Raw genomic sequence first — 26784 nt, forward strand, 5'->3', positions numbered from 1 at the left:
CGCTTGGCACGGGGTGGCCGGGCCGACCGATGTCGACACCAACACCACGGCAATCAAGCACCCGTTCACTCCCGCACGCGCTGGCGCCGACGCCCCAGTGCGGCATCATCCTGGAGGTAAGAGTTTCGTGGAGACAGCACCGCAGCACATCACACCGGCCACGGGCCGGTTGGGCGTCCTCTTCGTGGGACTCGGCGCCGTGGCGTCGACCGTCATCGCCGGCGTCGAGCTGATCAGGCAAGGCCTCGCCAAGCCCGTCGGATCGCTCGCTCAGATGGGTACCATCCGCCTCGGCAACCGGACCGAGGGCCGGGCGCCGCTCATTCGCGATTTCGTGCCGCTGGCCGACCTCGACCAACTGGTCTTCGGTGCCTGGGACCCGATCTCGGACACCGCCTACGAAGCCGCGCTCAAATGCGGCGTGCTCGACCGGTACGCCCATATCGAGCCGATCGCGGCGGCACTCAAAGAGGTCGAGCCCATGCCAGCCGCCTTCGACCAGAACTACGTGCGGCGGCTCGAGGGCGCCAACGTCAAGCCCACCACGGGCAAGCGGGACCTTGCCGAGGCCCTGCGCAGCGACATTCGCGACTTCAAGGCGGCGCGCTCCTGCGACCGGATAGTGGTGATCCTGTGTGCCTCCACCGAGGCCTTCATCGATCCCAGCCCGGCCCACCAGAGCCTGGCGGCGTTCGAAGCCGCGCTGGACGCCGACGACGAGAGCGTCCCGCCCTCGATGCTCTACGCCTACGCGGCGCTGAAGGAGGGCGTGGCCTTTGTCAACGGGGCGCCCAACCTCACCACCGACGTCCCGGCGATGACCGAGCTCGCCCACACAGCGGGCGTGCCCATCAGCGGCAAGGACTTCAAGACCGGGCAGACCCTGGTAAAAACCGTGCTGGCGCCGATGTTGAAGGCTCGTGTGCTGGGACTTTCGGGCTGGTACTCGACCAACATCCTGGGGAACCGCGACGGCGAGGTCCTCGACGACCCCGACAGCTTCCGTACCAAGGAGAAGACCAAGCTCGGCGTGCTCGAGCACATCCTGCAGCCCGGCCGCTATCCCGAACTTTATGGCGACTTTCACCACAAGGTGCGCATCAACTACTACCCGCCCCGTGGTGACAACAAGGAGGGTTGGGACAACATCGACATCTTCGGCTGGCTCGGCTATCCGATGCAGATCAAGGTTAACTTCCTGTGCCGGGACTCGATCCTGGCCGCGCCTCTGGTACTCGACCTGGTGCTGTTCACCGACCTTGCCCAGCGAGCGGGCCTGACGGGCGTGCAGGAGTGGCTGTCGCTCTACTTCAAGAGCCCGCAGACCGCCCCCGGCGTCTATCCCGAGCACGACCTGTTCATCCAGCAGACCAAGCTGAAGAACACCCTCCGCTGGCTGATGGGCGAGGAGCAGATCAGCCATCCAGGCATGGAGTACCACGAGGACTGAGATCGCAGGCGCCTGCCCGCCGGCCCGCAACGACCGTGGCTGGCGGGCACGCGCCACAACCAGGTTGGGCTCCCCCGTCGTCAGGCGGAACTCACGTGTTCTGCGGGAAGCCGAGGTTGATCCCCCCGTGGCTCGGGTCGAGCCAGCGCGTGGTGACCGCCTTCTCCCGGGTGAAGAAGCGGAAACCATCCGCCCCGTACGCCTTGGTGTCGCCGAACAGCGACTCCTTCCAGCCGCCGAAGGAGTGGTACGCCACGGGTACCGGGATCGGGACGTTGATGCCGACCATTCCCACCTCGACCTCGAGTTGGAAGCGCCGGGCGGCCCCGCCGTCGTTGGTGAAGATCGCGGTGCCGTTGCCGAAGGCCCCGGAGTTGATCAGTGCGACGGCCTCCTCGTACGAGCCGACCCGCACCACGGACAGCACCGGGCCGAAGATCTCGTCGGTGTAGACCCGCGACGCGGTCGGCACCTTGTCAAGCAGGGTCGGGCCGAGCCAGAAGCCCTCCGGGGCGCCGTCCGCGACCACGTCCCGGCCGTCCACCACCACCGTCGCGCCGTCGGAGACCGCGACGTCGAGATACCCGGCGACCCGGTCCCGGTGCTCGCGGGTGACCAGCGGGCCCATGTCGCAGCCACGCCGGCCGTCCCCGGTACGCAGCCCGCGCATCCGTTCGGTGATCCTGGCGATCAGCGGGTCGGCCACCGGCTCGACCGCCACCACGACGCTGATCGCCATGCACCGCTCGCCCGCCGAGCCGAAGCCCGCGTTCACTGCGGCGTCGGCGGCGAGGTCGAGGTCGGCGTCGGGGAGCACCAGCATGTGGTTCTTGGCTCCGCCGAGCGCCTGCACCCGCTTCCCGTTCGCCGCCGCGGTCTGGTAGATGTGCCGGGCGATCGGCGTCGAGCCGACGAACGACACCGACGCCACGTCGGGGTGCGCGAGCAGCCCGTCCACGGCCGCCCGGTCGCCGTGCAGCACGTTGAACACCCCGTCCGGCAACCCGGCCTCGGCCAGCAGCCGGGCCAGCCAGACGGCCGCGGAAGGGTCCTTCTCGCTGGGCTTGAGCACCACGGAGTTGCCTGCGGCCAGCGCGATCGGGAAGAACCACATCGGCACCATCGCCGGGAAGTTGAACGGACTGACGATCGCGGCCACCCCGATCGGCTGGCGTATCGAGTGCACGTCCACTCCGGTCGAGGCGTTCTGCGTGTACGCGCCCTTGAGCACCTCGGGGAAGCCCAGCGCGAATTCGAGCACTTCCTGACCGCGGACGATCTCGCCGAGCGCGTCCGAGAGCACCTTGCCGTGCTCGCGGGTGATGATCTCCGCCAGCTCGTTCCGCCGCGCGTTGAGCAGTTCGCGGAAGGTGAACAACACCGCCTGCCGCTTGGCGATCGACGTGTCCCGCCACGCCGGGAACGCGGCCGCGGCGGCGGCCACCGCGGCATCGACCTCGGCCGCGTCGGCGAGCAGCACCGAGGCGGTCCGGGTACCGAGCGCCGGATCGTAGACCGGCCCGAGTCGGGACTCCCCCGGGTCGTGTTCCTTCCCGCCGATCCAGTGGACGATGCGTTCCGACATCTGATCCTCAGCCCTTCTTCCAGTGCTCACGGGGCCATCACGACGACGGCCCGACCGGTGATCTCGCCGCGCGCCAGCGCCTGGTACGCCTCGTCGGCCTCGGCCAGCGAGTACTGGCGGGTCACCAGATTGACGGTGTCGAAGTGGCCCTCGGCGGCGCCGCGTACCACCTCCGGCAGGTCCGCCCGGGTCCGCGCGCCGAACGAACCGGTGATGGTGTAGCCGCGGCGTACCAGCGGGGTGATCTCGACCTCCGCGCTGGCGGCGCCCGCCGCGATGCCGATGGCGACCATCCGCCCGCCGTCGGCCAGCATGCCCACGGCCTGGCGGAACGTCGCCGGCTGGCCGAGCGCCTCGAACCCGATGTCCACGCCGCGACCGCCGGTGATCTCGCGGACCGCCGCGACGGCGTCCACCTCCCGTGAGTTGACCAGGTGGGTCGCGCCGAGGCGCTTCGCGTTCTCCAGCTTCTCCGGTGCGACGTCGACGGCGATGACGATCTCGGCGCCGCCCGCGCGGGCCACCTGGATCACGCCGGAACCGACTCCGCCCACCGCGACCACCGCGACCGACTGGCCGGGCCGCAACTCCCCGGCACGGTGCACGGCGCCGTACGCGGTGAAGGCGGCGCAGCCCAGTGTCGCCGCGGATACCGGGTCCAGCCCGTCCGGCAGCGCGGCGAGCGCGGCGAGCGGGACGACGCTGTACTCGGCCAGTCCGCCCATCGAATACATGGCCAGGAACGAACCGTCGGGCATGGCCAGCCGGCTCTCGCCGTCGTAGAGCGTGCCCCTGAGCCGGTTTTGCGCGAAGAACGCCTCGCACATGTCGTCGCGGCCGCGCTGGCAGGCCGCGCATCGGGTGCAGGGCATGATGAACGCGCCGACGACTCGGTCCCCCACGTCGAGGCCGCGCCGGTCGGTGGTGCCCTCGCCGAACGCCACCACCGTGCCACTGATCTCATGACCCAGCACCGCGGGGCGGGGGAAGGCCACCTCACCCTTGATCACGTGCAGGTCGGTGTGGCAGACGCCGCAGGCGGTGACGCGTACCAGGGCCTCGTCGGCGCGGGGAACCGGCACCGGGATCCGGGTGACGGCCAAACCCGGCCGGTCGTCCGGAAGGATTGCGGCCAGCATGTCGGCGGGCAGGCCTGCGCCGACCGGGACGTCCTGACGGTCGAGGGGTTCCGGCATACGAGTCTCAGCCCTTCGTTCGATGGTCTACCGATCGGCGCGCGGCGTCCGCCTCAGCGCCGGCCTGGCCGACGAGTACGCCGCTGGGGTCCGCCTGCCGGTCCCGACGAGCCTTTCCCGGCAGGCTCGTGCGGTCAAGGGCCAGTGATGCACAGCAGATCTGCGAATCTGCACACCGGACCCGGCCCGTGCGACTACCCGGCAACCCGCCCGACGCCACCGGGCCGGGGCGGCGGCACCAGTTCGTGTCGCCGCTTGGCGATCTCGCGGTGCAGTGCCGCCCGCACCAGCCGCACCGCCTCCACCGCGAGGCTGTCCCGGCGTACGTTCAGCGAGAAGTCGAGCAGGACGCGCACCTGTTCCGGCAGGACGCGTTCGAGGTCCGGCTCGACCTCCGCCAGGAAGCACGGCAGCAGGCCGATCCCGGCGCCCCGCCTGGTCGCCTCGACCTGCGCAGCCACGTTCGTGCAGGAGAGGCCGACGCGCATCCCGGCGAAGCTGCGGGCCAGATCCAGTTCGGCCACGGTCAGGTGCGAGTCGACGTAGAAGATGAGCCGGTGTTCGGCCAGGTCTTCGGTCCCGGTGATCCGGGGCGACCGGGCCAGGTAGTCGCGGCTCGCGTAGAGGCCGAGTGCGTACTGGGTGAGCAGTTCGGTGTCGACCCAGCCCGGCCTTGGTACGCCCACGTTCACCGACATGTCGTAGCCGGGCGCCCGCGGGCTCAGCGGACGGGTCGAGGTGACCAGCTCGACCGTGATCCCCGGATGGTGGACGACGACGTCGGAGACCGCCGCGGTCACGAAGGAGACCCCGAAGCCGTCCGGGGCGGCGATCCGGACCGTGCCGTGGACCGCGCCCTCCTCACCCGCCACCGCGTCCCGTACCCGCTGCACCACGTGCTCCAGCGGCGCGGACCGTTCCACGACGACCCGGCCGATGTCGGTGAGCACCCAGCCGTCCGACCCGTGTTCCACCAGCGTCGCGCCGAGCGACGACTCCAGCCGGCGCAGCCGCCGCCGGACCGTCGTGTGGTCGATGCCGAGCACCGCCGCCGCCGCGACCATCCGCCCGGTACGGGCCAGGGTGAGCAACAGACGCAGGTCGTCGGTGTTCACCTCGTCGGAATGCGGTGGCATCGAACCTCCGTCCGTGGCCGGGAGCCGGATCAATGAGTCGCGCGGGTGGGTCGACGGCCCGCGTCGAACGGGTCCGCCGTCGCGCGGAAGGCCGCCGACCGAGGTGACCTCCCCGGCGGGTCGGCCAACCCGTCAGGGAGTCTCGTCGGTGTCGGGCCAGAGCCCGGCCGCCCACAGCCGTTCGACGGCCTGCCGGCCGGTTCGGCGGAAGTGGTTGGCCGTCGCCTCCGAGGCGGCGCGGCTGTCCCGGGTACGCAGCGCCGCGACGATGAGGTCGTGCTCGTCGAGAGCCGCGGCCTCCCATTCCCGGGCCCGGTCCGGGTCCGGGGAGCCGGAAGCGTGCGCGAAGAAATAGGTGGGCATGCTGTTCGACAACATGCGCAGCACCGCCCGCAGCCGACCCGAGCTGCCCGCCTTGTTGATGGCCTGATGGAACGCGAAGTTCAGCCGGTCGCGCTCGCGGGGGTCCGTCGCCGCCCGCATCTCGTCACAGATCCCGGCGAGCTGGTCGACCAGCCGCCTGCTGTCCGGCGACTCGGCCGCCCGACCGGCGGCGAGGCCGCTGAGCAGCCCGTACATCTCGTAGTGGTCGCTGATGTCCTGCGGCTCCAGCCGCGCCACGAACGAGCCCCGCCGGGCGATGTTCTCGACGAGTCCCTCGACCTGAAGCGTGATCAACGCCTCGCGCACCGGAAGCCGGCTGGTGCGCAGCTCGGCGGCGATTCCGTCCTGGTCCAGCCGCTCGCCCGGCCGCAGCACGCCGGACAGGATGAGGTCGCGCAGGTGCCGCGCCACCTCATCCTTGAGGTTGCTCCGGGCGGGCAGCGGACTCGGCACGTCGTTATCCATGTCTACGCGAGAATCCTTTGCAGGTGAAACCCTCTGGCCCACGGCGCCGTGGCTCGGCGACGTGTCATTCACGTCGTGAATCGATGACCTCCGCGGGGGTGGCACCTACCGGGGCGAGGGTGGAATACTCCGCCATGCGGGCGTAGTTCGGCCCGCCAAGCCGGGCCAGCGGGTCGATTGTACGTGCGTCCACCCTGAAGTTGTCGACGGCGTCATCCGCTATGTCGAACGCGTCGACCACGCCAGAAACGAGGACTGACTGATCGTTCCCATAGGTCTCGGTTCGGTACAGCCGGCATTCCAGCCGCACCTGGGCCTGGGCGACTCCCGGCACTCCGTCGATCCCCGTCGGCCGCATCGAAACGGACAGCGCCTCGGCCTCGCTGACATCGGCGCCCAATTCGGCCGAGGAGGCGTGAACCTGCTCCATCATCGCGTACGAGGGGATGTTCACCACGAACGTCCGGCGCGCGAGGATATTGCGGAGAGTGTCCTTCGGCGTCCGTCCCTTGTGCCCGATGCTGACGCCGATGATCGGTGGCGAGTACGACAAGATGGTGAACTGGCTGAATGGCGCGAGGTTCACCACTCCGTCGTCGGACACCGAGGTGATCCAGGCGATGGGGCGAGGTATCACCACACCGGTCAGCAGCTTGTAGCAATGGGCGAGGTCGAGCTCGGCCGACTTGACGTACATGTCAGGAGCCCAACAGGATGCCCGCGTCGGGCCGGCCCCGGGTCGGTCGGGGAACGCCCTCCGGCGCGGCGACACCGTCCTCGCCGGCCGTGTCGTCGGCGGCCGAGCCGGCCCGCGCCCGCTTGGCGATGGCCACCTTCAGGGCAAGGGCCGCGATCAGCACCACGCCGAAGGCGATCTGGCTGACCGAACCCGACCCACCGAGCGCGTACGGGAGCCCGACGATGAACAGCGCGCCGAGCAGCGGGCCGACGAACGTCGACTCGGTGCCGCCGATCGCTGCGGCCAACAGGACGTGGATGCTGGTCAGTACCCCGAAGGCCTCCGGCGTCACGACGCCGACCTGGAACGCGGAGACCGCGCCGGCCAGGCCCGCGCACGCCCCGGCGACGGCGACCGCGACCAGCCGCGGCCGCTGCGGACCGACTCCGATGGACTCGGCGCCCCGCCGCGAGTCGCGGATCGCCCGGATCGTCAGCCCGACATGCGACCTCTTGAACAGGGTGACCAGGGTGAGTGCGACGATCGCCAGGCCGGAACAGATCCAGAAGGTCGCCTCGACGCCGACGATGCCGCTGCCGCCGAGGACGAAACCCGAGGTGAACAGCCCGGCCGAGCCTCCGGTGACGCTGTCGAAGGCGAGCACCACCTCCGGCACGGCCAGGGAGAAGAGCAGCGTGACCATGCCGAGGTAGAAGCCTCCGATCCGGAACACGGCGGCGCGCAGCGCGACCGCGACCAGGAGGCCGGCCAGCACGCCCAGCGGAATGGCCTCGACCATGGACAGCCCGTACCGCACCGACATGATCGCCGACGCGTAGGACCCGACGGCCATCAGGCCGCCCTGGGCCAGAAAGAGCATGCCGGACAGGCCCGACAGCACGTTCTGCCCGGCGATGGCGATCGCCATCAGCGCCACGGTGGTCAGCGTGAAGATGAGCTGGGTCGAGAGCAGGTAGGGGGCGAGCAGCACGAGTACTGCGAGCACCGCTACCGTGCCGAGCAGGGAGTGCCGGCGCAGTGCGGCGAACCACGACTGGCCGTCCACCGAACGGGCGCCGGCGGCGACAACCCCGGCCAGCCGCGCCGAGGGTCGGCCCGGTCCGGTCCGCCGTGGCGCGCGCCGTACGCCGCCGGCCGCCGACTCGATCATCTGGGGGAAGAACTCCACCGGACGCCGGCTCGCCCTTCCGAACAGGCCCTCGGGACGGAACGCGAAGACCAGCACGGCGACCAGCAGCGCCAGGATGGAGTTCATCTGCAACTGGAAGAAGTACTGGGTGAAGGCGACCGTCACCCCGAAGATGAAGCCGCCGGCGATGAGGCCGGCGAGGCTCGCCATTCCGCCGAGCGTCGCCGCCGCGAGACCGATGATCAGCAGGTCGGTCAGCGTCTGCGGCAGCAGCGACACCTGCGGCACGATCAGCAGGCCGGCCGCGGTGGCGAGCGCCCCGCCGATGGCCCAGATGGCCCGCTCCAGCGCCACCACCCGCAGGCCGTACATGGCGGCGACGGCGCGGCTGTCCGAGAGCGCCCGCAGCAGGACCCCGTACCGGGTCCAGCGGACCACGACGATCAGCGCCAGGATGATCACCGCGATCAGGCCCAGCACGACCAGGCCGACGGCGGAGACGAGATAGTCGCCGAAGCGCACCGCCGTGGTCGGAATGCCGGGGAGTTCGAGGCTCTTGGCCTGCTGCCCCCACAGCACTCCCACCAGCCCGACGATGGCGAGCATGGGTCCCATGCTCGCCATCGTCTGGACGATCTCGTCGGCGCCGAGGAAGAACCGGGTCAGGATCCAGCCGATGATCGAGTTGACCGCCGTGCCGACCACGATCGCGAGCAGCGCGGCGACCCAGTACGGAACGTCCGAGGACAGCGCCTGGTACGCGCAGTACGCGGCGAGCGTGGCCACCGCGCCATGGGCGAAGTTGACCGCGTGCGCGAATCGGTGGACCAGTACAACTCCCAACACGAGGACGGCGTAGATGGCCCCCGTGGTAAGGCCACTGAGAAATACGTTGATCACTGCTCGGCGTCCATTCGACAGTCGCTCCGGATCCTGCTACGCGTTCGCCGGAACGAAGTCGCCGTTCTTCACGACGTACATTCCGAAACCATCCTTGCCCACCAGGGCGTTCTGCTCGCCGGGGCGGATCGAGACCGTGGTGAAGCCGATCTGCTTCCCGGTCAGGCCGTACAGCGCCTGCTCGAAGTTCTCGTTGGTCATCGGCTTGCCGGACTCGGCCACCGCCCGAACCGCCGCGGCGATCACCGCCCCCGCGTTCCAGCCCACCTCACCCGGTACCCGCAGCAGGTCGCTGCCGTACTTCGGGGCCTGCTCCTTGAACTCCTGCACCGCCGGGGTGTCGGCCGTCAGCGGCGGCAGCGCGCTGCACACGTAGAAGTTGGCGGCGGCGGCGTCGTCACCGGCGATGCTGACGAAGGACTGGTCGAGCACCGGCGAGAACGCCAGCACCGGGATGTTCAGGCCCTGGCTGCGGGCGCTCTTGACGAAGTTGGCGGCCAACGTGACGTTCGACAGCAGCACCACGGCCTGGACCCCGGACTCGGCGACCCGCTGCACGTACGAGGTCATGTTGGTCGCGTCGGCCGGAATGGTGATGTTGAGCGGCATCGACCCGCCGACCGTCTGGGCGTACGGCACGGCCTGCTTCTCCGCCTCGTTGCCGAGGGTGTCGTGCAGCAGGGCGAGGTTCTTCAGGCCCAGGGTCTTGACCGCGTAGTCGATCAGGTAGAGCGACTCGACGGTGTAGTCGGTGTACATGCCGAAGACGTGCGGCAGGTTGGCGGCCTTGATGGTGTCGCCGCTGGCCTGCGCGAGCACGGTGGTCTTGGTACCGGTGCTCTTGATGATGCCCGCCGCGCCGCTGAACGCCGGCGTGGTGATGACATCCAGCAGGAACGGCTTCTGCGCCAGCAGTCGCTGGGTGGTCGACGCTCCACCGGCCACGGAACTCTGGTTGTCGACCTGGACGAACTCGAACTTGTAGCCGCCGAGCCCGTTGGTCTCGTTCATCCACTTCAGGTAGGCGATCGTGCCGTCCGAGATCCCTCGGTAGGCGACGCCGGGGCCGGTCTCCGGGGTCGAGACGGCGAACATCAGGGTCTTGTCCCCGTCGGAGCCGCTGTCGCCGCCGGCGCCGCACGCCGCGCTGCTGACCAGCAGCCCCGCGAGCGCGAGCGACAGCGGCACGAGCCGCAGTCGGTTCTTCATTTCGGTATAGCCCGCCTCTCGACTGAATTGGTGGTGGTGATGGTGTCGGCGTCGTCGGCTTCCTGGTGTGGACTCGAACCCAGGTAGGCGCGCCTGACCGCCTCGTCCTGGCTGGTCTGCTCCCAGGTGCCTTCCTTGATGACGGCGCCCCGGCTGAGGACGTAGATCCGGTCGCAGGCCCGGCGGATCACGTCCATGTCGTGCTCGATCAAGATGCAGGTCGCGTCGGATCCGTGGATCAGGTCGCGAAGGGTGGCGATGGTCCGCTGCCTGGCCGCCACCGGTAGGCCGGCGACGGGCTCGTCGAGAATGAGGACGACCGGTTGCTGGACCAGGGCCCGGGCGAGTTCGACCAGCTTCTTCTCTCCGCCGGACATCGACTCCGCCCGGGCGCCGGCACGGTGCTCCAGGCCGACGGTGGCCAGCGCCTCCCGGGCCAGGCCGGCGGAGCGGCGCCAGCGTGCCCGCCGCCCGGACCGGGGCTCGTCGCGCCCCGCGCGATACAGCAGGAAGGACCGGGCCGCGAGGTCGACGTTCTGGGCCGCGGTGAGGGTGCCGAACAGTTCCGGGGTCTGGAACGTCCGGACGATCCCGGCCCGGGTCCGGGTCTGCGGGTCACGCCCGCGCAGGTTGTGGCCGTTGAGGACGACGTCTCCGCCGCCCCGCGCTACCCCGGCGATCAGGTTGACCAGGGTGGACTTGCCCGCGCCGTTCGGCCCGATCACCCCGACGATCTCGCCGGCGTGCGCGGCCAGGTCGACGCCGGCCAGCGCCTTGACGCCGAGATAGGACACGGTTCCGCCGGTCACGCTCAGGATCGTCCGGCGCTCTCGCCCGTCGGTGCTCGTCATGACAGGTACGCTTCCTCAAGTCGGTTGCCCTTGCGCAGCTCGGCGACGTCGCCGTGCAGGACCACGGCACCGCGCCGCAGGACGTACGCGCGGTCGGCCACCGCCAGCACCTTGTGGACGTGCTGTTCGACGATGATCACGGTGCGGGCGTCGTTCGCGGCCAGCGCGATCCGTTCGTAGATCTCGTCGACGAGGGCTGGTGCGATGCCGAGGGACGGCTCGTCGAGCAGCAGGGTGGGCGGGTCGAGCGCCAGGGCCCGGGAAAGGGCGACCATCTGCTGCTGCCCACCGGACAGCTCGGCGCCGTACGCGCGCAGCCGCTCGCCGATCCACGGGAAGTAGGTCGTGGCCCGCGCGATGGCCTCCTGGCGCACGGCCGGTCGCAGGCGCCCCCGGCCGAGCAGGCCGAGCAGGATGTTCTCCTCGACCGTGAGACCGGGCAGTACGCCACGCGCCTCCACCACCTGGACCAGGCCGCGCCGGGCGATCCGGTGCGCGGGCATCTGGTGGATCGGCTCGCCGTCCAGACTGATCGTCCCCGCCTGCAGCGGCAGCAGCCCGGAGATCACCCGCAACAGGCTCGTCTTGCCCGCCCCGTTGGCCCCCAGCACCGCGACGACCTGGCCGGTCTCGGCCCGCAGGGAGACGTCACGGAGGACCGGAACCGAGTGGTATCCCGCGGTGACGCCGTCGACGGTCAGCATTCGGGTAGTCCGTAGAGCCGTGCGGGGTTGGCGACGAGGATCTGCGCGACGGTCTTGTCGTCGGCCACCCAGTCCTGGAACAGGTCGAGAAGCTCACCGACGTCCGGCGCGGCGTCACCCATGCCGACGTACGGCCAGTCCGAGCCCCAGAGCAGCCGGTCGGGCCGGGCGCCGACCAGCGCGTCATGGAACGGGCGGATGCCCGGGTAGCCGCCCTCGGGTGCGCCGAAGCGGCAGACCGAGAGCTTGACCCAGAGGTTGCCCTGGTCCAGCGTGCGGAGCAGCCGCTGGAAGCCGGCGCCGCCGGTCCCCGCCGCGACGTCCGGCCAGCCCATGTGGTCGAGCACGACCGGGACTGCGTGCCGCTCGGTGTCCGCCGCGAGCCGCAGGCACTCGTCCAACGGGCCCCAGAGTTGCGCGTGCCAACCGAGCTCACCCAGCCGCGGTGCGAGCTGGCGCAGCGCGTCCGCACCCGCGCTGCCGGCGTACCGCTGCCCGGTCCGGCGGTCGGTCTGGAGGTTGAACCGCAGCCCGCGTACGCCGAGCGTGTGCAGGCGCTCCAGGTGCTCCGGGGTGACCCGCTCGTCGACGACCGCCACCCCGGCCAGCCGCCCGACACCCTCGGCGAGGACCTGTTCGAGGAGCCGGGTGTCGCGGTACGCGTCGGGCTGCACGACGACCCCGTACGTCATGCCGGTGGTGGCGAGCATGCCGCGGTAGACGTCGGGATGCGCGCGCGGGATCACGTAGCTGGCGTTGTCGACGGGATAGGGCTCGGCGTAGACGTGCGCGTGGGTGTCGCAGGAGCCGGCCGGTACGGCACGTCGCGGCGGGGTGGGGAGCCGGGGATCCAGAGTCATCGCAGTTCACCCAGAACTTCCTCGGTGTGCTCACCCAGCTCCGGCGGCGGAACCCTGAAGGTGAGCGGGGCCTGCTCGAATCGCAGCGGGCTCACCACCTGGGGGACGTCCGCGCCGTTGTCCCGGCGCAGCGTCCGGATCATTCCGCGATGCCGCAACTGTGCCTCCTCGAACGCCATTGGGATGGTGTTGATCGGCCCGCACGGCACGTCGCGCCGGGCGAGTTCCTCCAGCCAGTGCGCGAGCGGCTTGGTGGCGAACTCCCGAGCGAGGATCTCGTCGAGCTCGGGGAGGTTCCTGACCCGGTCGGCGTTCGTCCGAAACGAGTCCGCCCCGGCGAGCTCCGCCATGCCGAGCGCGTCGCAGAGCCGGCGGAACTGCTCGTCGTTTCCGACCGCGAGGACGAGGTGGCCGTCCGCGCAGCGGTACACGTCCTGTGGCTGGATGTTGGGGTGCTTGTTGCCGTGACGCTTCGGTTCACGCTCGCCGACCAGGTAGTTCATCGCCTGGTTGGCGAGCATCCCGGTCGCGACGTCGAGCATGGCGAGGTCGATGTAGTCGCCGTGCCCGGTCCGGCGCTGCCGTTCGAGCGCGGCGAGGACGCCGACCGCGGCGTACATCCCGGTCATGATGTCGACGACCGGCACACCGACCTTCTGCGGTCCGCCACCTGGGCTGTCGTCGGGCGGGCCGGTGACACTCATGAGCCCGCTCATCGCCTGGATCATGAAGTCGTACGCCACGTTGCTGCGCCGCGGGCCGGACTGACCGAACCCGGTGATCGAGCAGTAGATGAGTCGGGGATTCTCCCGACTCAGTTCCGGATAGCCGAGCCCGAACCGGGCGAGCGTGCCGGGCCGGAAGTTCTCCAGCAGGATGTCGGACTCCCGCGCGAGCCGCCGCACGTCCTCCTGGCCGGACGCGGTGGACAAGTCGATCTCGACAGACCGCTTGCCGCGGTTGACCGAGAGAAAGTACGCGGATGCCCCGGGCCGGCCGTCGTCCTCGGTGGCCAGATAGGGAGGGCCCCAGGACCGGGTCTCGTCGCCGATACCCGGGCGCTCGACCTTGACGACGCGTGCTCCCAGATCCGCCAGGATCTGACCGGCCCAGGGGCCGGCCATGACGCGACTCAGGTCGAGCACCGTGACGCCCGAGAGTGGTCCGGTCATCGAGGCACAACCTCCAAGTTGTTCCGTTGCTCGGCCGCGCGCTTCGCCGACGCGCCGTCCCGTTACCGAGGGACGTGATTTTTGATCCGAGATCGTCGGATGCTAGCGCGCCCAGATTGGCCGGTCAACGGGTCTGCTGCCAGCTGTTTCCGGCTGCTCTAGCAGCGATAAAAGCCGATAAGACGCGTAAAATCTGGTGATAATCGCTGCGTCGCTCCTCCGCGCATCGGCTCGTCTTCGGCGGCAAGTGGAGGCAATCCTGATACTTGATATTGCGAGCGCCGCCCCCTAGCCTGGGGCGACCCGAGCCGGCGAGGCCGTCCGGGTCCTACCACGCGTCACCTCCGCGGGCAGGAGAACCGAGACAGGCAATGGAGGATCATCGTGACCGGAAGCCTTTACTTCGAGGACCTTGAGGTAGGGCAGCGATTCGTCAGCCATGCGCGCACGGTCACCGAAGCGGACGTGGTGGGCTTCGCCGGGCTGTCCGGCGACTTCAACCCGATCCACATGGATCAGGAGTTCGCCGCCCGGGGAATGTTCGGTCGGCGGGTCGCGCACGGCCTGCTCGGCATTTCCATCGCCACCGGGATGATCGACAATCTCGGGCTCTTCCGGGCCTCGATGGGCGCGATGCTCGGCATCGACGGCTGGACCTTCAAGGCACCGCTCTACATCGGAGACACGATCCATCTGGAGATGTCGATCGAATCCAAGCGGCTGACCAAGGCGGGCGACCGGGGGGTGGTGCAGCGGCGCGTACAACTCGTCAACCACGGCGACGTCGTCGTGCAGGAGGGCCTGATCACCGTGCTCATCCTGTGCCGGGGCGCCTCTGCCGACCCGGTGCGGTCGGCCCACCCGTAGGTATGCGGCCGCCGGAACACCGGGGCAACCCGCGGAACCTTGAGGACTGGAAAGAGATGGACATAGAACACTTCACGCTGGAGGTCGACCACGGAGTCGCGGTCGTCACGCTCGACCGTCCTCCGGTCAACGCGCAGGACCGGCGCACGCGGGAAGAACTCATCTGGATCATCGACTCATTGAGCGATCGCGACGACGTCCGGGCCGTCATCCTGACCGGAGCGGGCAAGGTCTTCTCGGCCGGTGCGGACCTGGGCGAGCGGGCCAAACTCGCCGACGTGCCCGGAGAGTACCTGCGCCACAACCGCATCGTGCGGGAGAGCTTCTTCGTCCTGACCGACTGCGCGAAGCCGGTCATCGCGGCGATCAACGGACCTGCCATCGGAGCCGGCTTCGCGCTCGCGGCGAGTTGCGACATCCTCGTCTGCTCGGACAACGCCTACATACAGATGCCCGAGGTCGATCTCGCCATGGCCGGCGGGGCGAAGTTCCTGACCCGGCACCTGCCGCGCTCCGCCTCGCGGCTGCTCTTCTTCACCGGACGCAGGATGTACGCACCGGACATGTACCGACACGGCCTGGTCGAGGCGGTCGTACCCAGGGACGACCTGCTGCCGACCGCCTTGGAACTGGCCGGGGAGATCGCGCGGAAGAGCCCTCTCGCCGTGGCGAAGAACAAGGCCGCGTTCAACGTTGTCGAAGGCCTGACCGACCGGGAGGGCTACCGCTACGAGCAGGGTCTCACCCGGGAGCTCTCGACGAGCTCGGATGCGCTCGAGGCACGCACCGCGTTCCTGGAGAAGCGCGACCCGCGCTTCACCGGACGGTAGGCCTGCCGGCAGCGCGAACGCCACCGTAGGCCCGCCTTCCGGCTCGTCGACCCCGGGCACGGCTCGGTCCCGGGATCGCGTCGCTATGGGGTGCGCATCGACCCCATGGAATCGATCATCCGCTCGCCGGGTCGCCGGCGCGGTACACGGCGAGTGGGCGGCGCAGTACCGTGATGTCGCTCGTCGGGTCGCCGTTCACGACCAGCAGGTCGGCGTCGAATCCGGGGCGGATGCGGCCCTTGCGCCGCCCCAGGCCACACACCTCGGCGCCGACCGAGGTTGCCGCGGCGAGGGCGGCGGTGGCGGGGATGCCGCACGCGACGTATTCGACGAGCGCCTCTGGCAGGATCCCGTGCGGCTTCGCGGGGCCGAGGCCCGCGTCCGACCCGGCCACCAGGCGGACCCCGGCCCGGTGCAGGGTGGCGGCGCCGTCGCGCAGCGAGGCCTCGCTGAGCCCGGCCCGCGCCGCCATCGCCACCACCTCCGGCGGCGTGACCACGGCCGAGTCGGTGCCGAGCGTGGCACAGACCGCCACCCCGGACGCGGCCAGGCGATTGGCGAGTTCGTCGGGGACGTGGGCGCCGGTCGCGGTCACGCACGTGCAGTGCTCGATGCCGTCGACACCGACGCGCAGCGCCTGCTCGACCGCGCTGAGCGCGTGCGCGTGCGCGGTGACCGGCAGGCCCAGATCGTGTGCCCGGGTCACCGCGGCGGTCAGCTCCTGGTCCGTGAACTGCGGCCGGGTGGTGTCGGTGCCGGGGGTGAACACCCCGCCGCTGGCCATGACCTTCACCAGGTCGGCGCCGGCCGCCGCCCGCAGCCGCACGGCCTCACGGATCCCGTCGACGCCGCTCGCCTCGCCCCCCATCGACCAGCAGTGCCCGCCGACGCTGGTGACCGGCGCGCCCGACCCCACCACCGTTGGCAGGTCGTCGCGCACCTCCCGGCCCCGCCATCGGAGCACGGCGCCGCGCCGGTCGCCCAGGTCCCGGACGGTCGTGACGCCGGCCGCCAGGTGCGCGCTCAGCGACGCCTCGACGACCGCGTCGAGGTCCGTCTCGGAACGCTCGGCAAGCCGGCCGAGCGCGTCGGGACCGGCATCGGCACACAGGTGCACGTGCGCGTCGACCAGGCCGGGCAGCAGGGTGCCGTCCGGCTCATCGCGCACCGGCCAGCCCTCCGGCGCCTCGACCCAACCCCGGTGCACGTCGGTGATGCGTCCGTCGTCGAGCAGGACCAGCACCCCGTCGTCCACGATCCGCTCGCCGTCGAACATCCGGGCCGCCCGGACAGCATGCTTCGTCATCGACCCTCCCCGTTGAGTTGAACCGTTTTGGCCAGGCTCTCAGCTGACGGCGCTCCGCGAACACGGGGCTCTGGTCAATTCGCCGGCGACACCTGTGGGCCGGCCCAAGATCTCGGCGTTCACGACAGCATCACCATGGCCGCAGTCTCCCGGGCCCGCCTTTGACAGCGCTGAGAGAACCTGAGGCGCCGCTCAGTCCCGGAGGAGGAGGAGACAACCCGCACCGGGGATCAACGGGGCGACCATCGGATATACGACGGCTGCGGCTTTGGCGTGTTGGCCGGTGTGGATATCGAGGCGTACGGTTCGGCCGTGGGTGGTTTCAGGGTACGGCTCGGCATCGATTTCGGCACCGCGCACACGGTCGCCATGCTGGCGGTGGCGGACCAGGAACCCCGGCCGATCCTCTTCGACGGGTCGCCGCTACTCCCCTCCGCCGTCTGCCTGGACCCGACCGGCCGGCTCCTCGTCGGCCGGGACGCCCTGCACACCGCATTGTCCCGACCAGCCGCGTTCGAACCGTCTCCCAAGCGGTGCATCGACGACCAGACCGTGCTGCTCGACGATCGGGACGTCCCGATCGTGGAGCTCATCGCCGCACCGCTGCGCCGGGTGGCGGAGGAAGCCGTCCGGATCGCCGGGGCGCCGGTCACCGTCACCACGCTCAGCTACCCGGCCGTCTGGGGCAGCCGGCGCCGAGCCGTACTGCTGGCGGCGGCGAACCAGGTGTTCCCGTCGGTGCGTCTCGTCGCCGAGCCCGTCGCTGCGGCCAATTCCTTTCTCAAGGTCGCTGGCGGGGGACTTGCCGTCGGCCAGTGCATCGTGGTCTACGACTTCGGCGCCGGCACCTTCGACGCGTCCGTGCTGCGCCGCACCGGGGACGGATTCGAAACGGTCGCCACCGGCGGACGGTCCGACTGCGGCGGGCTGGACATCGACTGGGCCATCGTGAACCGGCTCGCCGAGACCGTCGGGCGACCCGACGCGGCGCGCTGGGCCCGGCTGGCCCACCCGCAGAGCACCGGCGACCGGCGGGGCAGCCGGCAGCTCTGGGACAACGTCCGGTCTGGCAAGGAGATGCTCAGCCGCACCACCACCAGCCTGTTGCACGTGCCGCTGCTCGACGCCGAGGTGCCGCTGGGTCGGGAGGAACTCGAGGAACTGGCCGCGCCGATCGTCACGCGCACCGTCGAGACGACCCGGCAGGTCCTCGCCGACGCCGGTCTCGCGGACCGGGAGATCGCCGCGCTGTACCTGGCCGGCGGGTCCAGCCGGATGCCGATGGTGACGACGGCGCTGCACCGGGCCTTGGGCATCGCGCCGACCCTGGTGGAGCAGCCCGAACTGGTGGTCGCCGAGGGATGTCTGCGGGTCCCGGTGGCGCAACCGAATGACGGCGAACCGGACAGGGCGGCGGCGCCGACTCCGACCGGGTCCACGCCGCGGGTTCGGCGTCCTCGCCGAATGGCGTTGCTGTCCGGCCTCGCGGTGACCCTGCTGGCCGCGGCGGCCGGGCTTGCCGCGTCGCTCACCGACGAGCCCGGAACTCCTGTCGACGCACGAGTGGGTCAGACCACCAGCCCGTCCGGAAGCCCGGAGGCCGGTTCCCCAACCAGTCCGGGCTCGCCCTCCGGTTCGCCGCCAGCGGGGTCGGCCGGGCTCGTCGACCCCTGTGTGCTCGGCCGTTGGCGGGCCACGATGGACCAGAGGGTCAACCGCATCAACGGGCACGAGACCGTCTTCACCGGCGGCGCGGGCATGATCCTGACCTACAGCGCGGACGGCACCCAGACAGTCGACTACAACAAGAGCGACCCGTATCGGGCCACCGTCGGGGGCCGGACGTGGACCAACGTCGTCCGGGGCAAGGGCAGCTACAAGACCTGGCATCGGGACGGTATCGAGTACAACAGCAGCCCGAAGGCGAGCGGCACCAACAAGCTCTACCTGGGGGGCAGGTTGAACAACGGCGTCGAACTCGACCTCGGCTCGGGGACGCTCGCGTACGTCTGCTCCGGAAGCTCACTGCGGTTCGTCGATGACGACATCTCCTCGGCGTTCGTCAAGATCTCCTAGTGTCCTGATGGCGCGATCAACTGCTCGATGCGTGGTGACCTCTACGACAGCCGCGGTCAACTAGCCGGTACGGTCAGCATTGCCGGGGCGAGGAACACGCGATGGTCCTCGAACTGTCCGCGCAGCGTCTCCTGCGACATCGCCACCTTGCCGCGCATCACGCCCCGGCTCATCTGCGCGAGTACCTTCGGGTCCCACTCACCGCCGATCATCGCCTCGATCAGCTGCCGCCCACCGTTCCACCACCTTGGCCGACCACACCGCGTCCAAGCTTGCCGCTCTTCGGGGCGTCCGGGACGTTCTTCACATGCTTTGGCATTCAGCAGCCAGCACTCGGACCCCTCGGCCTCCAGCAGTTAGAAGACCAGTTCGGACAGCGACGGCTCCGCCCGGCGGGCGCGGGATCGGCGGCGACGAGGACCGGGGCCGGTGCGCCGAAGAGCCGGGCTCAACGGAGGCCGCACCGGGCAAGATGCCCGATGCGGCCTCCGGTGCTCAGGCTCGACCCTGGTCGTACACTCTGCGCCCGAGGACGCAACCGGCTGCCAGGCGGGTGCCAGGCAGCCGGCGCTGGTCATCCCTTCTTTGAAACGCGCAGCGGGAAGGTCGGAGCGCCAACGGTGTCGAGCGTGATGGTGTTCGCCGCCAGGTACCGGTCCAGGTACGGCGAGCGGTCACCTTGGGTGGGCGAGTCAAAGCGCGGGTCCTGCACCTCCAAGGCGAGCCGTGCGTCGGTGACGGTGATCGTCTGACCCGAGGGAACAGCGCGCCAGCCCCGTGAGGTGATGGTTCCGATCTGGACTCCCAGCTGGTGCCCTCGCTCGAAGGTCCAGTCCGTCGCCTTCAGGGCGAACGAGGTCGGCCTGTCGTGGTTCAGCGCTGCGACGTTCTCGTTGAACATCGTCGACCTGCCGTCCGGAGCGACGTCCCACAGCCGTACCCAGACGTTGCCCTGTCCCCTGGTCTTCAGCGTGACCTCCGGCGTGCCCGTGATCCGCACCTGCTGCGACGCGGGCGTGGAGAAGGTCCAGTAGCTGTTTCCAGGCGCGCCCGCGCTGAGCGCACTCGTCTGGTCAGGCGTCGGCGAGGCGGCGTCCGGCGCGTACTCGATGTCCCAGCCGTCGGCCTGCGGCGCCGTCATCGGCTCGGCGGTCCGCTGCGCCTGGCCGCCGTCGTCGACGTACCGCCCGGGCGACAGCCGCACCGTGTAGGAGTCGTTGATCACCGGCCAGGTCGGCTGGGCGCGCCAGTTGCCGAGGCTGTCCTCGACAGAGAACGCTGGGTCGGTCACCGACGGTTTGATGCCCCGCAGGTGCTGGTCGTAGAAGCGCATCACCTCGTCGAACCAGCCCGCCCGTCCCATCTTGAGCCGGCCGTCGGCGTCGGTCTCGTTGCCGCGGACGTGTTCCCACTGGCCGAGCCAACCGCGTTCCGGACCGTGGTGGTTGGTCAGGTACTTCTGCATGTCCTCGGGCTTGGTGTTGTCCTCGATGAATCCCGACGTGACGAACAACGGCGTCCGGGAGCCGGCGGCGCGGGAGGCGAAGTCACGGGCACGCCAGAACGCCGACTTCGGGTCAGGATCCTGGGTGTTGGTGCTGTTGTCGATTTCGCACTCGGGGTGGCTCTTCTCGTACTCCGCGTTCGCCTTGTAACGGTCGCTGTCGTCGCCCAGCGGCTGCATCGTTGCGATCGAGTAGTAGCTCCGCGGGCTGCTGGTCGCGTTGGAACGCGGCACGCCGTTGCTGAACAGGTAGTTGTACCTGTCCCACGTCGGTTCCTGGGCGACGATCGCCCGCAGAGACTTGAGCTTGAGGACGTTGGCCGCCAGCCCGGTGTTGGCGTCGTACGACTTGCCGTACATGCCCACCTTGCCAGTCGACCACGGCTGGCGCGCCGCCCACTCGACGGCCGCCTTGACATCGGCCTGCTCGCCCGGGCCGAGGAAGTCCAGGCACCCCGTGCTGCCGCCGAAGCCGCGCAGGTCGACCATCACGAAGGTGTATCCACGCTCCATGAGCCGCGCGCCGTCGATCAAGTCCTGAAAGCGCCCCGACGGCCCGACCCGATCCCACCCCCCGGGAGAAGTCTCCCCCGCGTGTGAGAAATACGGACCCACCGACAGGATCACCGGCGTCTTCGCACGCGCCGGCAGGTGTGCCGGGCGCAGCACGTCGGCGTGCAGCTCGACCCCACTGCCGTCGGAGGACGGAAAGTACGACTCCGTCCACGCCGCCCCTTCGGGAACCCTTGGATTCTCCTCATGGGTGATCGGGGCGCCAGCTGCCGCAGACGCCGGAGCGGCCTGTGCCACCGAGGGTAGGCCGCCCATGGTGAGGCTCGTGATGATGGCCAGAACACCCGCCGCCGCGACAGGCGAGACCACCCTCCTCCGAAGGTTCATCCAACCTCCACCTAACTCCAGACGAGGTCGCCTGGTCAGCCGTTGATGCTAATGATCTTTACCGGCTATGTATCCCCGAGTTATCTCCCCGTGACCTTTGCTCGAGTCAGCCGGTCGCAGCGAGCATGCCGTCGACCAGGTTGCGCGGCAGCCCGTGGCTGGCAGACCGGCCTCGGCGCACGGAGGGCGCCCCGGCCGTCCCATCTGCTTGGTGCGGCACGGCAGCGAGCTGGGCACCACGGCGGGCTCACCGCCGCCGATGAGGTAGCCAACATCTCCCCCTCGACCTGAACAGGTCGGTCTGACCATTCAGGCGTGCTGGCGTTCCTTCTGTTGCCGCATGAGTTCCTCGATGGCGGTGGGCAGAGTGGTCTCGAAGTCGATCAGCTTGGCCCAGGTCGGCTTCACCACGACCCGGACCATGCCGTCGTAGAGCGACCGCACGCCGGCCTCCCACTCGGCCCGTTGCTCGGGCGTCATCTCGTAAGTGCCGTTCCACTGGAAGTACTCGTCCGGGATGCCCTCGACGACATCCAGCTCCGCCTGGCCGCGGATGAGCAGGATCTTCGGCGGGTGCGACTCGGTGTCGATCGTCAGCGCGACCGCGGGATTGCGGCGCAACGCCGGGAGTTTCCGCGCGTTCGTCGCGGTGCACATGACGATTTCCGTGCCGTTCCAGACAATTCCGATCGGGATCGACCGCGGGGTGCCGTCCAGCGCGATGAAGGCCAGCCTGGCCAGGTCACGGGCCAGCAGTTCCTGGCTGAGTGGGCGGTTCAGTACCTCGTCGATGGCGTGCTGGTTCATGGTTCGAGTCCCTCAATCGTAGTAGCGGCGGGCGCTGGACCCGACGCGGGTGATGTCGGTGCCGTAGATGTGCAGGCTGATGGCGGTCTCGTCGCCGACGTTGCGGATGCGGTGGATGTCGCCGGGCGGCGCGAAGCCGCTGACCTCGCCGGGAGGGTTGTCCCGCGTGCTGACGGGGTTGAGCGCTCCGTCGAACAGTTCCTCGTGCTCGATGCCCGACAGCACGCCGACGACGCACCAGGTGATGTGGTCGTGGATCCGGGTGGTCTGCCCGGGTCGCCAGACCAGGCCGAGTATGGAGAACGCCCCGTCGGGTTCGGCGTGCAGCAGGTGGCCCACGACCCGGTCGGGCCGGCCGAGACGCTGATCGGGCGTCAGGATCTCGGGGCCGGGCAGGTGCGCGCGGAGCTGATCGGCGACCAGTTCTGAGGTGTCCGTCCAGCCGGTCCGCACGTCGATCGCCAGGCGCACGGCCGCGACGAGATCGGTGAGCGTCGCCAGTGAGCGGGTCATGGCCGCGTCCTCCTTCGCAGAGCGGGTTTGTCCCCCTCAGCGTCCCGCGCGCCGACTCATTCGTCTAATGACAATACTTTGGCGAACCCATGCGTATCCTTTATGCATGCTGGATATCCTGCGGTTACGGGTTCTCGCGGCGATCGCCGCGCATGGCTCGGTCACCAAGGCCGCCAAGCACCTGAACTACTCCCAGCCCGCCGTCAGCCATCATCTGGCCAGGCTGGAGGCCGAGACCGGCGCCAGGCTCGTCCAGCGGGTCGGCCGGGGCATCCGGCTCACCCCGGAGGGCGAGCACCTGGCCCGCCGCGCCACCGAGATCGTCGGCCGGGTCGATACCGCCACCGCGGAACTGTCCGCGATGGTGGGCCTGCGCACCGGCCGCGTCCGGGTCGCCGGCTTCCAGTCGGCGCTCGCCGCGCTGGTGCCGCACGCCGCGGGCACCCTGCGCCGCGAGCACCCCGGCATCGAACTGCAACTGATCGAGGCCCACCCGCGCGTGGCGCTCGATCTGCTGCGGGCCGGGCAGGTCGACGTCGCGGTCGTCTTCCGCTACGACGACACGACCCCGGACGACATCCGCGCCACGCATCTGTTCGACGACCCGATGTACCTGCTCAGCCTCGAACCCGGCCAGACACTGGCAGGCAACCGCGACTCCGCCTGGATCGCGGGCTGCGAGAACTGCCGCCGCGAGTTCCTCGAGGCCTGCGACCAGGCGGGCTTCGTCCCGCCCATCGCGTACATCAGTGACGACATCATCGTCCAGCAGGCACTGGTCGCCGCGGGCATGGGCGTGACCACCATGCCGGGGCTGGCACTGCGCACCCACCACGCGCCCGGAATCGAGGCCAGTGTCCTTCGCGACTTCCAGCGGCACGTCTACCTGGCCACCTATGGCGACCCGCCGGACCCGCCCGCGACCACGGCCTTCGTCAGCGCACTGCGCCACGCCGTCCAGCAGGCCCGACCAGGCGAGCCGACCCCACCCACGTAGGCTCCCGCACTCGACGAGCACCAAGGAGGCGGCAATTACGCGGGGGTGACGGACCAACGGCCGCCAAATGCTGCTTCCTCGTCAGCAGCCGATCGCGCCATGCCTTGCCGGAGGCAGTTCATTCGCGCAGATGTCTCCTAGCTCAAGGCTTCGGTGTGAAGGTTTCCGCCAGCTTCGGATCCCCGAAGAGCGTGATCGCGACGATCCCTTCCTCGGCGACAGTCAGCACCGCCACGCCGAAGGGCTCGCCGCGGAACCACGCCACTGCGGCTGGCTGACCGTTCGCTTCGGTCGCGACCATCCGCCATTCCCCCGGGGCGCCCAGCGCCGGGGTCGCGAAGGCCAGGCACGCCTCACGACCGGCGTACGAAGTCGGGGAGCCGACCGGCACGATCGCCGCGTCCGCGCGCAGCACGTCACGAAAGGCGTCGGCGTCGGACGCCTCCCAGGCGGCCATGTATCCGGCGAGCAACGCCCTGGCCCGGGGCGAGGCGACGTCCAGCACGTCGTCGCGGGCCGGAGCCGCCTCGGCGAGCCGGGCCCTGGCCCGCTGCAGGGTGCTCTTCACGGCCGGTACCGACATGCCCAGCGTCTCCCCGGTCTCGGCCGCGGAGAACGTCAGCACCTCCCGCAACAGCAGCACAGCGCGCTGCTGGGGAGTGAGGTGCTGCAACCCGGCCACGAAGGCGAGCCGCACGCTCTCGCGCGCGATCACCAGGTCGGCTGGGTCCGTCGGGAACGGCTCGAGGTCCAAACCGAGGTCGTCCGGTCCGAGACCGGAGGAGAGCGCGCGCCGCCCACGGCCCTCGATCAGCGTCAGGCAGACGTTCGTGGCGATCCGGTAGAGCCAGGTGCGCAGCGACGAACGCCACTCGAAGGTCTCCCACCCGCGCAGCGCCCGCACGTATGTGTCCTGCACGACGTCCTCGGCTTCGTGATAGGCGCCGAGCATCCGGTACGCGTGGGCGAGCAACCCTCGGCGTTCCGCCTCGAACGCCTCGGTCAGAGCCCCAACTTCGGGCGCACCCATGCGGCCAACCTCCCGATCGCCTCGTCGGCAACCGGTGAGCGCCCGGCGGCCATCTGGAACGTGTGCAGCTGCCCGTCGAAGACCTCGAGCCGGGCGTGGGTCAGCTTCGCCAGGCGCTCGCTGTCACCCCGACCGCTCTCGTCGCTGCCGCACTGCACGTACACCGGCGGCAGAGCCGACAGGTCGGCGTGGAAGGCGTTGACATCCGGCGCCAAGCCGCTTGTCCCCTCGGGCAGATACTGCTGAATGAGACCCTGCACCATCGGCCGGGTGAAGAACAGGTCGGTGCCGGCGTTCTCCTCGTACGAGGTCACGGTCTGCGCCGGGTCCATGTCGATCCACGGAGACAGCAACAGCAGCGCGGCCGCGCCAGGCTCGCGCAGGGCGACCTGCACGGCCAGGCCGCCGCCGGAGGAGTCACCGGCCAGCGCCACCACCGCGGTGCGCGCTGCCGCCCACCGGAACGCCGTGACCGCGTCCTCGATCTGCGCTGGGTAGCGGAACTCGGGAGCCAGCCGGTAGGTGGCGAGCAGCACCCGTACGCCGGCTGCCTTCGCGAGGTGCCCGTACATCTTGCGGTGGGTATACAGCGACCCGCCCACGAAACCGCCACCGTGCAGCGCGACGATCGCCCGGTCGAGGTCGGCGCCGTGTGGGACGAGCCACATCGCCGGCACGCCGTCCGCCGACACCTCCGCGTAGTCCAGGCCGCGCGGCTCGGCCGTGACGTCGCCCCACTGGTCATCCTCGCCCATGTCCCCGACGGCCCAACGGGCGTACATCTCCCTTATCGCATCCATGCCAATACTGACCGCGGACGTGCTCGAAAGGAATCGCGACGCGCTGTCATCGGCCTTGTGCGCGAGGAAGCCGAGCCGAGGCTGGCCTGACCGGGTCTGGAGCATCCGATTCGCCGGAGCCGGTGTTGCTCCACTCCTCCGAAACGTTCGCGGGACGCGTTGCGTCTACCGATCCGACCGGTCAAACAGCCGTTGGATGGTGTCACGCACCGACCGGTCGTTCTCCACCCGTAGGTGGTCGGCGAGAGTACGTCGCAGCCTGGGGCTTAGCCGTATGCCTTGCCGGGTGTTGGTGGTCATGAGGCTCGCCGCGAGGCATCGAACGTCGGGTACTTGATCTGCCAGCGCCGCGGGCAGGAGATCGCGGCCCTGCTCACCCTGCGCTCGCAGAGCACGCAAGATCGTTTTCCGTACGATCGGGTGTGGTTCCGTCGACAGCGCCTGCGCCAGGACGTCGAGGAGCGATGCGCTTGGCCCGGGATAGGTGATGAACGTATACGCGGCAGCGTTGCGTCGCGTTTCGAATGCGTCGTTGACAAGCGTGTCCACGAGTTCTGGCTCGTCGCCGGCCATCTGGTGTGAGAACCAGGTCAGATCACGATGTCCGGCCAGGGTGAAGTCCAGCCAACGCTCGTACCAGGCCAGGAAGTCCGCATCGCCGTGGAAGTGAGGCACGACGTCGCTGCCCGCGATGACCTCGACCAGACGGCCGCGGCCGGGCCCGGTGACGACAAGCAGGGTGTATTGGGTGCATCCGCCCCAGACAACCGCGATCGTACCGGGGAAAGGAAGCGTCGGCCCACCCTCACCGCCGGACCAGGCCGAGACGTACGAGTCAGGCGCGAAGGGGAATGGCTCGGCGAGCTTTCCGTGGACTCCCAAGCGCGGTGGTATCCACCTGTCCATGGAGAGCACCCCGTAGGTCGGGCCGTATCCGCCATGGCCGATCAGGGTAACGAACTGTCTAAATTCCTCGGGCAGTCGGATACCGTGCAGGTCCTCGAAGCCCGAGATCTGCTGCTCGCTGAGTACGGGGTCGAGAACGGCCTCGTCAGTCGAGGGCAAGGCGGCAAGTTTGGCCTGTATCCGGGCGATCCTGTCGTCCATCAATGCTTCTTCACGCATCAGGGGGTGACTCGGGGCACAAGCATAGTCGTCGTCCGCTGGCTGCACCGACTGGCACCGGCCAGCCGGGACTCATTGGCCAGCGAGGGCTTCGGTCGCACGACCAGATGCACGGTTCTCGGCGGTTCCGGACGGGGTACTCCCCGTGGCAAGCCGAGCAACAGGCCGCCCGCTGCCGCGTCGTACAGCGCCTGCTCGATCGAGGCGCTGATCTCAGGACGCAGCGTGCGGCATGCAAGGCCGGCCGATCGACGCGGCTTCAACCGCCGCAGACGCTGGCGCGGCCCC

Annotated in this window: 24 protein-coding genes; 5 read left to right on the forward strand and 19 right to left on the reverse strand. The window is 69.7% G+C overall.

The window, feature by feature from the left end:
• Positions 1-127 precede the first annotated feature (127 nt).
• Positions 128-1450: an inositol-3-phosphate synthase gene (locus ACFP2T_RS27455; protein WP_377426446.1), complete on the forward strand. Its 1323-nt coding sequence runs from the start codon at positions 128-130 to the stop codon at positions 1448-1450.
• 91 nt (positions 1451-1541) lie between these two features.
• Here the strand turns inward: ACFP2T_RS27455 and ACFP2T_RS27460 are convergent, their stop codons facing one another.
• From ACFP2T_RS27460 to ACFP2T_RS27510, 11 genes are all read right to left on the reverse strand, one after another.
• Positions 1542-3035: a CoA-acylating methylmalonate-semialdehyde dehydrogenase gene (locus ACFP2T_RS27460; RefSeq protein WP_377426448.1), complete on the reverse strand. Its 1494-nt coding sequence runs from the start codon at positions 3033-3035 to the stop codon at positions 1542-1544.
• Between the two features lie 26 nt (positions 3036-3061).
• Positions 3062-4231 carry a zinc-binding dehydrogenase gene (locus ACFP2T_RS27465; RefSeq protein WP_377426449.1) on the reverse strand — a complete coding sequence of 390 codons (1170 nt, stop codon included), beginning with the start codon at positions 4229-4231 and terminating at the stop codon, positions 3062-3064.
• A gap of 194 nt (positions 4232-4425) precedes the next feature.
• Positions 4426-5367: a LysR substrate-binding domain-containing protein gene (locus tag ACFP2T_RS27470; protein WP_377426452.1), complete on the reverse strand. Its 942-nt coding sequence runs from the start codon at positions 5365-5367 to the stop codon at positions 4426-4428.
• Positions 5368-5499: 132 nt separating this feature from the next.
• Positions 5500-6216 carry a GntR family transcriptional regulator gene (locus tag ACFP2T_RS27475; RefSeq protein WP_377426453.1) on the reverse strand — a complete coding sequence of 239 codons (717 nt, stop codon included), beginning with the start codon at positions 6214-6216 and terminating at the stop codon, positions 5500-5502.
• Positions 6217-6280: 64 nt separating this feature from the next.
• Positions 6281-6913, reverse strand: a complete 633-nt coding sequence (locus ACFP2T_RS27480; protein ID WP_377426455.1) for a flavin reductase family protein — start codon at positions 6911-6913, stop codon at positions 6281-6283.
• Between the two features lies 1 nt (position 6914).
• Positions 6915-8945: an ABC transporter permease gene (locus ACFP2T_RS27485; RefSeq protein WP_377426458.1), complete on the reverse strand. Its 2031-nt coding sequence runs from the start codon at positions 8943-8945 to the stop codon at positions 6915-6917.
• 36 nt (positions 8946-8981) lie between these two features.
• On the reverse strand, positions 8982-10154 hold the full coding sequence (locus tag ACFP2T_RS27490) for an ABC transporter substrate-binding protein (RefSeq protein WP_377426460.1): 1173 nt from the start codon (positions 10152-10154) through the stop codon (positions 8982-8984).
• On the reverse strand, positions 10151-11005 hold the full coding sequence (locus ACFP2T_RS27495; RefSeq protein WP_377426462.1) for an ABC transporter ATP-binding protein: 855 nt from the start codon (positions 11003-11005) through the stop codon (positions 10151-10153). The genes ACFP2T_RS27490 and ACFP2T_RS27495 overlap by 4 nt, the downstream gene beginning before the upstream one ends.
• Complete coding sequence (locus ACFP2T_RS27500; protein WP_377426464.1) at positions 11002-11709, reverse strand: ABC transporter ATP-binding protein; 708 nt, start codon at positions 11707-11709, stop codon at positions 11002-11004. The genes ACFP2T_RS27495 and ACFP2T_RS27500 overlap by 4 nt, the downstream gene beginning before the upstream one ends.
• A complete protein-coding gene (locus ACFP2T_RS27505; protein WP_377426466.1) occupies positions 11703-12569 on the reverse strand; it encodes an amidohydrolase family protein in 867 nt (288 codons plus the stop codon). The genes ACFP2T_RS27500 and ACFP2T_RS27505 overlap by 7 nt, the downstream gene beginning before the upstream one ends.
• Positions 12566-13741, reverse strand: a complete 1176-nt coding sequence (locus ACFP2T_RS27510) for a CaiB/BaiF CoA transferase family protein (RefSeq protein WP_377426467.1) — start codon at positions 13739-13741, stop codon at positions 12566-12568. The genes ACFP2T_RS27505 and ACFP2T_RS27510 overlap by 4 nt, the downstream gene beginning before the upstream one ends.
• A gap of 384 nt (positions 13742-14125) precedes the next feature.
• On the opposite strand from ACFP2T_RS27510, the gene ACFP2T_RS27515 reads away from it, so the two are divergent.
• Positions 14126-14608, forward strand: a complete 483-nt coding sequence (locus ACFP2T_RS27515) for a MaoC/PaaZ C-terminal domain-containing protein (protein ID WP_377426469.1) — start codon at positions 14126-14128, stop codon at positions 14606-14608.
• 56 nt (positions 14609-14664) lie between these two features.
• Positions 14665-15438 carry an enoyl-CoA hydratase/isomerase family protein gene (locus ACFP2T_RS27520; protein WP_377426471.1) on the forward strand — a complete coding sequence of 258 codons (774 nt, stop codon included), beginning with the start codon at positions 14665-14667 and terminating at the stop codon, positions 15436-15438.
• A gap of 115 nt (positions 15439-15553) precedes the next feature.
• Here ACFP2T_RS27520 and ACFP2T_RS27525 read toward each other — a convergent pair whose 3' ends face one another.
• Positions 15554-16744, reverse strand: coding sequence for an amidohydrolase family protein (locus ACFP2T_RS27525; protein WP_377426474.1), 1191 nt, complete (start codon positions 16742-16744; stop codon positions 15554-15556).
• A 312-nt stretch (positions 16745-17056) separates the two neighbouring features.
• Between ACFP2T_RS27525 and ACFP2T_RS27530 the strand changes: the two genes are divergently transcribed.
• Entirely contained in the window at positions 17057-18820 is a 1764-nt protein-coding gene (locus ACFP2T_RS27530) for an Hsp70 family protein (protein ID WP_377426477.1), read from the forward strand.
• Positions 18821-18876: 56 nt separating this feature from the next.
• On the opposite strand, the gene ACFP2T_RS27535 is transcribed toward ACFP2T_RS27530, so the two are convergent.
• From ACFP2T_RS27535 to ACFP2T_RS27550, 4 genes are all read right to left on the reverse strand, one after another.
• Positions 18877-19032 (reverse strand): hypothetical protein, encoded by a 156-nt coding sequence (locus tag ACFP2T_RS27535; RefSeq protein WP_377426480.1) that lies wholly within the window; start codon positions 19030-19032, stop codon positions 18877-18879.
• Between the two features lie 362 nt (positions 19033-19394).
• On the reverse strand, positions 19395-21224 hold the full coding sequence (locus tag ACFP2T_RS27540; RefSeq protein WP_377426483.1) for a CocE/NonD family hydrolase: 1830 nt from the start codon (positions 21222-21224) through the stop codon (positions 19395-19397).
• A 309-nt stretch (positions 21225-21533) separates the two neighbouring features.
• A complete protein-coding gene (locus tag ACFP2T_RS27545) occupies positions 21534-22031 on the reverse strand; it encodes a pyridoxamine 5'-phosphate oxidase family protein (protein WP_377426485.1) in 498 nt (165 codons plus the stop codon).
• A 12-nt stretch (positions 22032-22043) separates the two neighbouring features.
• Complete coding sequence (locus ACFP2T_RS27550; protein WP_377426487.1) at positions 22044-22544, reverse strand: cysteine dioxygenase family protein; 501 nt, start codon at positions 22542-22544, stop codon at positions 22044-22046.
• 106 nt (positions 22545-22650) lie between these two features.
• Here ACFP2T_RS27550 and ACFP2T_RS27555 point away from each other — a divergent pair, with 106 nt between their 5' ends.
• Positions 22651-23541: a LysR family transcriptional regulator gene (locus tag ACFP2T_RS27555; protein ID WP_377426489.1), complete on the forward strand. Its 891-nt coding sequence runs from the start codon at positions 22651-22653 to the stop codon at positions 23539-23541.
• Between the two features lie 142 nt (positions 23542-23683).
• Here the strand turns inward: ACFP2T_RS27555 and ACFP2T_RS27560 are convergent, their stop codons facing one another.
• The 3 genes from ACFP2T_RS27560 to ACFP2T_RS27570 all read right to left on the reverse strand — a co-directional run bounded on the left by ACFP2T_RS27560 (position 23684) and on the right by ACFP2T_RS27570 (position 26478).
• Positions 23684-24571 (reverse strand): RNA polymerase subunit sigma-70, encoded by an 888-nt coding sequence (locus tag ACFP2T_RS27560; RefSeq protein WP_377426491.1) that lies wholly within the window; start codon positions 24569-24571, stop codon positions 23684-23686.
• Positions 24544-25371, reverse strand: a complete 828-nt coding sequence (locus ACFP2T_RS27565) for an alpha/beta hydrolase fold domain-containing protein (protein ID WP_377426493.1) — start codon at positions 25369-25371, stop codon at positions 24544-24546. Before ACFP2T_RS27565 ends, ACFP2T_RS27560 begins: the two co-directional genes overlap by 28 nt.
• A 165-nt stretch (positions 25372-25536) precedes the next feature.
• Positions 25537-26478: an SMI1/KNR4 family protein gene (locus ACFP2T_RS27570; protein WP_377426495.1), complete on the reverse strand. Its 942-nt coding sequence runs from the start codon at positions 26476-26478 to the stop codon at positions 25537-25539.
• Positions 26479-26784: the final 306 nt, after the last annotated feature.

Source organism: Plantactinospora solaniradicis (assembly GCF_042658085.1).
Taxonomy (GTDB): domain Bacteria; phylum Actinomycetota; class Actinomycetes; order Mycobacteriales; family Micromonosporaceae; genus Plantactinospora; species Plantactinospora solaniradicis.